This is a genomic window from Roseovarius sp. D0-M9 (assembly GCF_037083805.1).
GTDB lineage: Bacteria > Pseudomonadota > Alphaproteobacteria > Rhodobacterales > Rhodobacteraceae > Roseovarius.
In genome coordinates this window covers 115,993-125,653 of record NZ_JBAPKZ010000010.1, presented here as the reverse complement: position 1 = coordinate 125,653, position 9,661 = coordinate 115,993, and the positions used below count along the sequence as shown (strand labels likewise).

Annotated in this window: 10 protein-coding genes, 1 pseudogene and 1 riboswitch; of the genes and pseudogenes, 4 read left to right on the top strand and 7 right to left on the bottom strand. The window is 63.9% G+C overall.

Going from position 1 to position 9,661, the window contains the following annotated elements; genetic code table 11:
- Positions 1–476 precede the first annotated feature (476 nt).
- From V8352_RS21950 to V8352_RS09030, 5 genes are all read right to left on the bottom strand, one after another.
- Positions 477–761 (bottom strand): tyrosine-type recombinase/integrase, encoded by a 285-nt coding sequence (locus tag V8352_RS21950; protein WP_442970993.1) that lies wholly within the window; start codon positions 759–761, stop codon positions 477–479.
- A 240-nt stretch (positions 762–1,001) separates the two neighbouring features.
- Positions 1,002–1,118 carry an entericidin A/B family lipoprotein gene (locus V8352_RS09045; protein WP_336423953.1) on the bottom strand — a complete coding sequence of 39 codons (117 nt, stop codon included), beginning with the start codon at positions 1,116–1,118 and terminating at the stop codon, positions 1,002–1,004.
- 517 nt (positions 1,119–1,635) lie between these two features.
- Complete coding sequence (locus tag V8352_RS09040; RefSeq protein WP_336423952.1) at positions 1,636–2,541, bottom strand: nickel/cobalt transporter; 906 nt, start codon at positions 2,539–2,541, stop codon at positions 1,636–1,638.
- Positions 2,523–3,188 (bottom strand): DUF1007 family protein, encoded by a 666-nt coding sequence (locus tag V8352_RS09035; protein WP_336423951.1) that lies wholly within the window; start codon positions 3,186–3,188, stop codon positions 2,523–2,525. The genes V8352_RS09040 and V8352_RS09035 overlap by 19 nt, the downstream gene beginning before the upstream one ends.
- On the bottom strand, positions 3,176–4,222 hold the full coding sequence (locus V8352_RS09030) for a zinc ABC transporter substrate-binding protein (RefSeq protein ID WP_336423950.1): 1,047 nt from the start codon (positions 4,220–4,222) through the stop codon (positions 3,176–3,178). The genes V8352_RS09035 and V8352_RS09030 overlap by 13 nt, the downstream gene beginning before the upstream one ends.
- Positions 4,223–4,362: 140 nt before the next feature.
- Between V8352_RS09030 and V8352_RS09025 the strand changes: the two genes are divergently transcribed.
- The 4 genes and pseudogenes from V8352_RS09025 (at position 4,363) to V8352_RS09010 (ending at position 6,529) form a co-directional block, all read left to right on the top strand.
- Entirely contained in the window at positions 4,363–4,857 is a 495-nt protein-coding gene (locus tag V8352_RS09025) for a Fur family transcriptional regulator (RefSeq protein WP_336423949.1), read from the top strand.
- Entirely contained in the window at positions 4,854–5,618 is a 765-nt protein-coding gene (locus V8352_RS09020) for a metal ABC transporter ATP-binding protein (protein WP_336423948.1), read from the top strand. The genes V8352_RS09025 and V8352_RS09020 overlap by 4 nt, the downstream gene beginning before the upstream one ends.
- A pseudogene (locus tag V8352_RS09015) lies at positions 5,619–6,341 on the top strand (iron chelate uptake ABC transporter family permease subunit); the annotation flags it as partial. It abuts the gene before it with no gap.
- Positions 6,342–6,361: 20 nt separating this feature from the next.
- Positions 6,362–6,529, top strand: a complete 168-nt coding sequence (locus V8352_RS09010) for a metal ABC transporter permease (RefSeq protein WP_336423946.1) — start codon at positions 6,362–6,364, stop codon at positions 6,527–6,529.
- Here the strand turns inward: V8352_RS09010 and V8352_RS09005 are convergent.
- Both V8352_RS09005 and V8352_RS09000 read right to left on the bottom strand, forming a co-directional pair.
- Entirely contained in the window at positions 6,523–6,786 is a 264-nt protein-coding gene (locus V8352_RS09005; RefSeq protein ID WP_336423945.1) for a hypothetical protein, read from the bottom strand. The genes V8352_RS09010 and V8352_RS09005 overlap by 7 nt on opposite strands.
- A 115-nt stretch (positions 6,787–6,901) precedes the next feature.
- A riboswitch (cobalamin riboswitch) is annotated at positions 6,902–7,104 on the bottom strand.
- A 106-nt stretch (positions 7,105–7,210) separates the two neighbouring features.
- Positions 7,211–9,601 carry an ATP-dependent helicase gene (locus V8352_RS09000; RefSeq protein WP_336423944.1) on the bottom strand — a complete coding sequence of 797 codons (2,391 nt, stop codon included), beginning with the start codon at positions 9,599–9,601 and terminating at the stop codon, positions 7,211–7,213.
- Positions 9,602–9,661: the final 60 nt, after the last annotated feature.

The following is a 9,661-nucleotide window of genomic DNA, read 5'->3' as shown; positions in this document are numbered from 1 at the left end:
TGCGATGGCTGAGGTCTCCGCGTCGGACGCGCCTACCGAAGGCACGAAATATGGGAGCGGCTCAAGCACCGGTGCGCCCGACTACCCACACGGAACGAGAAGGGACCTTCTTTATCTCGCATGTTCGCAGATGACAAATGGCGAGAGCAAAGCGTTATGCGGATGTGATCGCGGTTCATTGAACTGAAAACAATGAGGTAAACTGCGTTTGATGCCATTTTTTTTGTGTCGGACAACTCTACATGAGCAAGAAACAAAGCGATTAGCAACAGAGCTCGTCGCTCATAACGCTTTGGTTGCGGGTTCGAGTCCTGCCGGGCCTACCATTCCGCCAATACGTCTTTTGAAAACATGCGCTTATACACTTAAATGGCTAACCACTCTTTAGCGTTAGTCAACGTGGGTGGCGTCACTTGCAACGTGTTCCGGCCAACTTTGACCTCCACTTGCTATTACGTTGAGGCTTGAGTTAGCGGTCACGTCCGTTGCATTGCACGATCTGCTGCCGTACTTCGATCAAAGGCTTCTGAGTAACGCTGAGCCTTGGCAAGTGTCTTGTGCCCAGTAACAGCCATCATCTCGTGCGGTGTTGCACCAGCCTCAATCAAGCGTCTGGCGCAAGCCTTCCGCAAGCCGTGGCTGCTGCAATTCTGTAGTCCTGCCGCGTCACACCAGCCTCGCATCGCCGTGCCCAATCCGTTCGGGCTGCGCTGCCTGCCTTGGTCGTCTGTAGTTTGGCGCGAGGCGACACAATTGCGCATTGACCATTGGAAAACTACCCCTGTGCTGATGCCTCAGGGGTCATCAGAAGAGTTGCCGCGATGAGCGTGAGACGGGATAATCGTCGACTTACCGTACCTAGATGAGAGCACCTTGTTTTTGATCATTGTGTCGGAAGCAATTTCTTTGCGGCGTATCTATCCCTACCGACAACGCGCACCAAGAGTTTCCAACAGCGGGACAAGGCGGCTGCGAAACCGAGCGGGCGCGTTGCCTTGCGCTTAGATAGCGTTATCCAGAGCCTGACCCGCGTTTTGCAAATCGCGTCCCGCCCCTTTGGTGGTCTCGCAGGCGGTAAGTGCCAGTACAGCGGTGAGGAGAATGGAAAGTCTCAGCATCGTCGGTTCCTTTGTGGTCGCTTTATGTAACATAACTATACCGAACTATTCGGGTGGTAACACATAAACCTCATCACTCGCAGGCGTTCGCGCGACGACGCACCCTCATATGACGTCGACTGCTGCGATGGACCTCGTGAAGAGGCTGTCAAACCAAGCTCACCGCTTGCCAGCTACCGCGACGTCGGGCGATTTATCGCCGCAACGCGCGCGCCCGTTGGCTTGCTGTCCAATGCCACTGATTTCAGTACATCTGACCGAGGGTCGCCCCCGATAAATCAATTCGTCTCGGCTATTGAGGTGGCGGGATATAAAGGCGCCAAGGCCAACCGATGATGCGTGATCCGGAGCTGATGTGTGGCAGTAATCTAAATCGGGTTGGAGTATATTCAGATGACCCTCATAAATAATCTTGATAGTCACTGTCGGAACCACGCGCCAAAATGCGCCCCCAAGACGGTCTGATTTTGGGTGTACTTCCGCCGCCTATTGCAGCAGCCAGTTCCGCGAGTTTCGGTCAAATCCACGCCAGCATCTGCAACGATATCAGGGCGACCGCCCCGCCTGCGGTGATTTCCATCACGGGCATAACGCGCAAGAGCGCCCCGCCCGCCGCACTGTCATCTGCGCGCGCGCCCAAGGCGCCCTCGCGCGCGAGGGCCGCGATCACAGCGACGGCAACCGTCACCGCCCCGGTGCCAAGCGCCATCGCCAAGGTGCCTGCGATTCCCGCCATCGGGATACCCATCTGCCACGTCAGCACCAGCAAGAGCAACGCGCCAGTGCAGGGCCGTATCGCCACCGCGCCGATCAGGGCCAGCGTGCTGCGAACCCCATGGGTGCGCGCGACCTCCCGCGCGGTCGGGGCATGGCGATGGCCGCACCCGCAGTCCGCGTCATGGCCCGCGTCCTCATGGCCCGCGCCCTGATGACCGCGCCGCGCCAGCCTGCGAGCGCCCCGCAGGATCAACCACAGCCCGATCAGACCGATCGCCACTGCCGAAGCGCTGGACATGACCCCTTCGGCAAGGCCCGTCAGCTGTGCGCGCGTATATCCCAGCACCAGCATCCCGCCATAGACCAGCGCGATTGCCGTCACCGCCTGCCCCATGGATGAGGCCAGCGCGATCAGCGACAGGCGCATGGCGGGCACGCGCGCTGCCATGCCATATCCGCCGATCAGCAGCTTGCCATGGCCCGGCCCCGCCGCATGAACGACACCATATGCGAAGGCGAGCCCCATCAGCCAAGCGAATGCGCCCGCGTCCCCGGCGCGCAGCGCCCGCAGGGCACCGGCGAGGCCGTTCTGAAACTCGCGCTGCCACCCGGCGGCCCAGCGCGCCACGGCTGCATCCGTTCCGCTCCACAAAAGCGCGGCGATGGCCCCACCAATCAGCGACAAGATCAGGAAGGCGCGGAGCATGTCACCTCAAACGTATCTGCAAAGAGAATTCCGATATCGCCCAGATCGACCTCGGCAAACGGGTCTTCACCGACATCAACCGAGGCCAGCTTGTCTCCGTAGGTTTCATAGGCGCTCTCCGTATCGGCGGCCTTGCGCGTCACTGTGCAGCCCTCGCGTCCTTCGACAGTCGGCAGCGCCGGCACCTCATAGGCCACGAAGAAGGTGGGGTCATACACGCGCGCGGTCAGCACGCCGTCCAGTGCCACCGGCGTGGTGAGCGGGCGCACGTGCGTCGTCACGATGCGGCCACTCTCATAGTAGGCGCGGTGCTGCACCGGACCATCCAGCGCAATCTCGGTGCCGCCCAGCGCCGCCGTCACGTCACCGGGAAATCCCGCCGCCCAGTCGACATCTCGCCCGGCAAAGGCTTCGAGCTGCGCCGGTTCGGGTGTGCCGTCGCCATCCGCGTCAAGGCCATTGTCCTCGATCATCACAAGCGAATAGAACTCATCATACGACCAGCCAATGCGCAGCGCGGCCAGCCTGCCCTCATCGTCGAAAATCAGCGACAGCGCCGCGTCGATAAAGACATGCGGATGCGCAAATGCGCGCCCGCCCGGCAGGGCGAGCGCAAGGACCAGAATAAGGGCGCTTAACCTGCGCATGTCGCCAAACGTGCCGTCACGTCCCGCATCAGCGCCGGGTAAAAGTCCGGACCCGGCTCGATATCCCCGCCAAGCGGATCAATGACACCCGAGCGCGCGTCGCTTCCCTCGATGACCGTGCGCACGAAGTCCGGGTTGAACGCGGGCTCCGACAGAACGCAGGTCACGTTCAGGTCGCGGATCAGCTCGCGCACCTCTTCGATGCGCGCAGGCCCGGGGTCTGCGGCATCACCCTCGGCGATGGCACCGGCGGCGGGCAGGCCAAAATGATGCTCGAAATAGTGGTAGGCGTCATGAAAGACGACAAAGCGCGCGCCCTTCAGCGGCGCCAGTGTCGCGGTGACCTCGTCTTCCATTGCATCAATCTCGGCGCGCCCGTCTTCGGCATTGGCGGCGTAGGTCTCCGCATTGGCAGGGTCGAGGCGGCCCAGCGTTTCAGCCATCACGCGCAACCACGCCTTGGCGTTGTCCGGGTCGAGCCACGCATGTGGGTCCTCGCCGGAATGGTCATGCCCTTCATGCCCGTGGCCATGTCCCGAAGCCTCCTCTGCGCCATGGTCATGGGCGTGATCATCGTCGCGGTCATGCTCATGACCGTGGTCTTCTTTGTGGCCGTGGCCGTGCTCATCGTCGTCTGCCTCGGCAACATGCGCCTCATCTGAATGCCCGTCGTGACCTTCGCCCCCGTGGTCAAAGCGCGGGCCCTCGCGAAAGTCCATGACCATGCTGCCCGGCGCGTGCAGCAATGCCGTCACCTCGGCATCGGGCGCGACCGTCTCGATCGTCCGCTCGAGCCACGGGGTCAGTTCGGGACCGATCCAGAACACCGCATCCGCATTCGCCAGCGCGTCGGCCTCGGAGGGGCGCAGCGCATACCCATGCGGCGACGCGCCAGAGCGCACGATCTGCTCGGGCTCACCCACCCCTTCCATGACGCGCGCGACCAATGCGTGCACCGGGGCAATATCCGTGACAACGCGCGGCACCTCTGCAGCAACCGCACTGGCGCTGGCGAAAACGGCAGACACCGCCATAACGGTTGACCTTAATCTTTGCGTGGACATTTCAGCCTCATGTAACTATGTAACAATTCACGCAGCGGTATATGGTATAGTATAACATATCAAGCCCTCATCTTTTGGACCCTAGGCCGCGCGCCGCAAAGGACACCGCCATGACAATAGATCCCTTCCACGCGCACGACCATGCCGGATGCATTTCATCGGGCCTCAAGATGGCCGAACGGCAATGTGCCGCCGAAGGGCTTCAATTCACGCCGGTGCGCCGCCGCGTGCTCGAGATCCTGCTGGGCGAGCACAAGGCCCTCGGCGCGTATGACATTCTTGAGGTGCTGCGCGCCGAGGGGCTTGGCGCCCAGCCGCCCGTGGCCTACCGCGCACTCGATTTTCTGGTATCGCACGGTCTGGCGCACCGAATCGAGCACCTCAATGCGTTTATCGCCTGCATGCACACCGGGCAAAGCCATGCGCCCGCCTTCCTGATCTGCCGCAGCTGCAAGCGCGTGGTCGAGGCCGATACCGACCCCGGCGCAGGCGAATTGGCGCGCGCGGCCGATGATGCAGGGTTCACAATCGAGCGCACGGTGCGCGAGGCGCTCGGGCTCTGCTCGGGGTGCCGCGCGGGCGATGCCGCAGGTGCCCCGGCATGAGCGCACCACTGATCCAGACCACCGGCCTCAGCGTGCGGCACGGCGGCACCACCGTGCTCGACCGTGTCGATTTCACCATCGCCCGCGGCGAGATCGTCACCATCGTCGGTCCGAATGGGTCGGGCAAATCCACCTTTCTGCGCGCGCTTCTGGGCGGTGTGCGGCCAAGCGCCGGGCGCGTCGTGCAAGCGGCCGGGCTGCGTCTTGGCTATGTGCCTCAGCGCCTTGTGTTGGACGCCGGTTTGCCGATTACCGTCGCGCGCTTTCTCGGCCTTCCGCGCCGGGTCACGCGGGCCGAGACGCGTGCCGCGCTGGAGCGCGCGGGCGTGCCGGACATCGGCCGGCATCCCATGGCGGATCTGTCGGGCGGGCAATTCCAGCGGGTGCTGCTGGCCCGTGCGCTTCTCAGCAAACCCGACCTTCTGATGCTGGATGAGGGCGCTGCCGGCCTCGATCAGCCAGGCGCCGCCGCATTCTACCGGCGGATCGAGGATGTGCGCCGCGAGACCGGCTGCGCCGTCCTGATGGTCAGCCATGACCTGCACGTCGTGATGAGCGCGTCCGACCGCGTCATCTGCCTCAACGGTCATGTCTGCTGCGAAGGCACGCCCGAAGTCGTCGCCGAAGCGCCCGTCTACCGCGCCCTCTTCGGCGAGGGCACACAAGGCGCGCTGGCCCTTTACCGGCACCACCATGACCATGTCCACGGGGACGATTGCGGCCGCGACCACGCCGCGCTGCCGGTGAAAGAAGACGCATAGATGCTGGATGATTTCATGACCCGCGCGGCGCTGGCCGGGACCGGCACGGCCTTGGCCGCCGCGCCGCTGGGCTGCTTTGTGGTCTGGCGCCGTATGGCCTATTTCGGCGATGCCACGGCCCATGCCGCAATCCTAGGCGTTTCGCTCTCGCTCGCCTTGTCCGTGCCGATCTTTGCGGGGGCGCTGGTGGTGGCACTGGCGATGGCCACGCTTGTCACTGCCCTGTCGGGGCGCGGGCGCGGCATCGACACGGTGCTGGGGGTGCTGGCCCACTCCGCGCTGGCCTTCGGCCTTGTCGGGGTGTCCTTCCTGCAAGGGGTGCGCATCGACATCATGGCCTTTCTCTTTGGCGACATCCTGTCTGTGTCGCGCGGTGATCTGGGCATCATCTGGGGCGGCGCGGCGATCGTGCTGGCGCTGGTTTGCTGGCGCTGGTCAGCGCTCCTGACGGTAACACTGGACCCGGATCTGGCGCGCGCCGATGGCATAGACCCCAAACGCGAGGAACTGATCCTGACCGTCGCCCTTGCCATCGTCGTCGCGGTCGCGATCAAGGTCGTGGGCGCCCTGCTGATTACTGCACTCCTGATCATCCCGGCGGCCACGGCCCGCCCCTTTGCCCGGACGCCCGAGGCGATGGCCGTCATCGCCTCGGCGCTTGCGGTGACAGCCGCCTGGACGGGCCTACGGGCATCCTACATGCTCGACACGCNGCCCGCCCCTTTGCCCGGACGCCCGAGGCGATGGCCGTCATCGCCTCGGCGCTTGCGGTGACAGCCGCCTGGACGGGCCTACGGGCATCCTACATGCTCGACACGCCCACGGGGCCGACGATCGTCTGCGTCAGCGCGATCCTCTTTGCCATCTCCGCTCTCTACGGCACCCTCCGAGAGCGTGTGCACACTCAGTGAAACCGCGCCGCGCGCCCGCGCCGCGCGGGCGCCGGCACATGTATCGTGGCTTGGCTCAGAATGACCAGAAAGGCCTGCGCTGCGGGGCTTTGCACCTCGCCGGGCGCTGCGTCCAGCGCGGCGCGTGCGGCCTCGGGCGTCGCAGCGCCCGGCAGGGCAAAGGCCCATTCAAGAAAGCCTTGCCGCGCCACCGCGTCGGCATCCGGGCCGACGGCATCGCTCCGCTCCAGCCCGTTGAGGATCTGTGTCACGCTCATCTGTTGTCTTCTCCTTGGCCGCACCCCGGGCCGATTGGGGCGCGAGAGGTGCAATGGGCCAAGAAATCGGGGCCATTCCCGGCCCCGCGACTGGCGCCCGCACCGCCCCACGCGGTTTGACCTCTTGTCCAAGGCTGGTTTCCGGACTTTGAGGGGCCGGGCCGCATGGCCCATGATCCGGCATCCTTCCCAAGCGATCGCGCCCAGTGGTTTCATGCCGTATCGCCCACCCTTACCGTTGCGGGGGCAGTGCCGGAATTGCACCGGCTTCCCAATTCTCCGCGCGTCTCGCACGGCACCTTGGAACCTTTATTGTGACGGATTTGAATGCGCCGCACAACGCCTGATAGCGGCCCGGATACCAAAAGAGATTTTAGCCTCCGGCGGGGATATTTTCAGCAAGAAGAAGCAGGGCCATACCGCGCTAGAACGGCACGTCATCGGGGCTGCTGACAAAGCGCGCGACGACTTTCTTCGTGCCGGCCTTGTCAAAGGCGATCTCAAGCTTGTCACCCTCAAGGCCGATGATCTCGCCATAGCCGAATTTCTGATGAAACACCCGCTCGCCCACAGTGTGAGATGAGGCGGCAGCCATGTCGATCACCGGCGAGGTCGATTCGCGCGGCTGGGCCGTCGGGCGCTGGCCCGAGCGGGCCTGCATCCGCTTCCAGCCGGGGGAGTTATAGACGTTGGCATCGGCGACACGGGCGTCGATGCTGTTCTGCACACCGCCCATCGAGCCGCCCATCCCGGCCGCGCCATAACCGCCGCCATAAAGGCCCGGCGGCGTCAGCACGTCCACGTGGTCCTCGGGCAACTCGTCGATAAAGCGCGACGGCAGCGACGATTGCCACTGGCCAAAGACGCGCCGGTTGCCCGCAAAGGAAATCGTGCAGACCTCCTCGGCCCGCGTGATGCCGACATAGGCAAGGCGGCGCTCCTCTTCGACGCCCTTGAGGCCGCTTTCGTCCATCGAGCGCTGCGACGGGAAAAGACCATCCTCCCACCCCGGCAGGAACACGGCGGGAAACTCCAGCCCCTTGGCCGCGTGCAGTGTCATGATGCTAACCTTTTCGCCCTCATTCTCGGATTCGTTGTCCATGATGAGGCTGACATGCTCGAGAAAGCCGGTGAGGTTTTCGAAATTCTCCAACGCCTTGACCAGCTCCTTGAGGTTTTCGAGCCGTCCGGGCGCCTCGGGCGTCTTGTCGCTCTGCCACATCTCGGTATAGCCGCTCTCATCGAGGATGATCTCGGCCAGCTCGATATGGCTGACAGTCGCGTCCCCGGCCATGCGGCCCCAGCGCGCAAGGCCGTCCAGCAAGAGCGACAGCTCGCGCGCGCCCTTGCCCGTCAGGCCCTTTTCGGCAACAAGAATGCGCGCGCCCTCAATCAATGGCACGCCGTTCTCGCGCGCCGTGACCTGCATCTTTTGTTGCGCCTTGTCGCCCAGTCCGCGCTTGGGCGTGTTCACGATCCGCTCGAACGCCAGATCGTCCGAGGGGCTGGTCACGACGCGGAAATAGGCCATCGCGTCGCGGATCTCCATCCGCTCGTAAAAGCGCGGTCCGCCGATGACGCGGTATGGCAGCCCGATGGTCAGAAAGCGGTCCTCGAAGGCGCGCATCTGGTGCGAGGCGCGCACGAGGATGGCCATGGCGTCCAGACCGTAGGGGCGCTGGCCACGGGTGCCGCGCTGCATCGCCTCGATTTCCTCACCGATCCAGCGCGCCTCTTCCTCGCCGTCCCAATGGCCGATCAGGCGGACCTTTTCGCCCTCCTTGGCTTCGGTCCAAAGCTCCTTGCCGAGCCGGCCCTCATTGCCCGCGATCACGCCCGACGCAGCGGCCAGAATATGAGGGGTGGAGCGGTAATTCTGCTCCAGCCGGACAACATGCGCGCCGGGAAAATCCGTCTCGAACCTCAGGATGTTGCCCACTTCCGCACCGCGCCAGCCGTAAATGGACTGGTCGTCATCGCCAACGCAGCAGATGTTTCTGTGCCCGCGCGCAAGAAGGCGCAGCCAAAGATACTGCGCGACGTTCGTATCCTGATACTCGTCCACGAGGATGTATTTGAACCAGCGCTGATACTGCGCCAGAATATCGTCGTGCGTCTGAAAAATGGTGACGACATGCAACAGCAGGTCACCGAAATCCACGGCATTCAACTCGATCAGGCGGCGCTGATACTGCTTGTAGAGCGCGACGGCCTTGCCATTGTAGGCGCTCGCCTCGGCGGCGGGTACGCTGGACGGCGTCCAGGCGCGGTTCTTCCAATTGTCGATGACACCGGCCAGCTGCCGCGCGGGCCAACGCTTGTCGTCGATGCCGGCGGCCTGCACCAACTGCTTGAGCAGGCGAAGCTGGTCGTCTGTATCCAGAATGGTGAAATTCGACTTGAGAGTGACCTCGCGCCCGCCCTCAGACGCGCCGATCAGCTCCGCATGGCGGCGCAAGAGCTTGACGCAGATCGAGTGGAATGTGCCCAGCCATGGCATCCCCTCGATGGATTGCCCCAACAGCGCCCCGACGCGGGTTTTCATCTCGCGCGCGGCCTTGTTGGTAAAGGTGACGGCCAGCACCTCGTTCGGGCGCGCGCGCCCGGTATTCAAAAGGTGCACGATACGCGTCGTCAACGCCTTGGTCTTGCCCGTGCCCGCGCCAGCCAGCATCAGGACGGGGCCGTCCATCGTCTCGACCGCCAGCCGCTGCTCGGGGTTCAGCCCCTCAAGATAGGGCTGGGGCCGCGCGGCCATCGCGCGGGACGACAGGGATGCGCTCTCGAAAGCGTCCGATTCATCAAAGCTGCTCATAGCATCAACCCTAGCGCGCTTCGCGCCCAAGTAAAAGTGATGTTCGAGCTATGTTCTGCA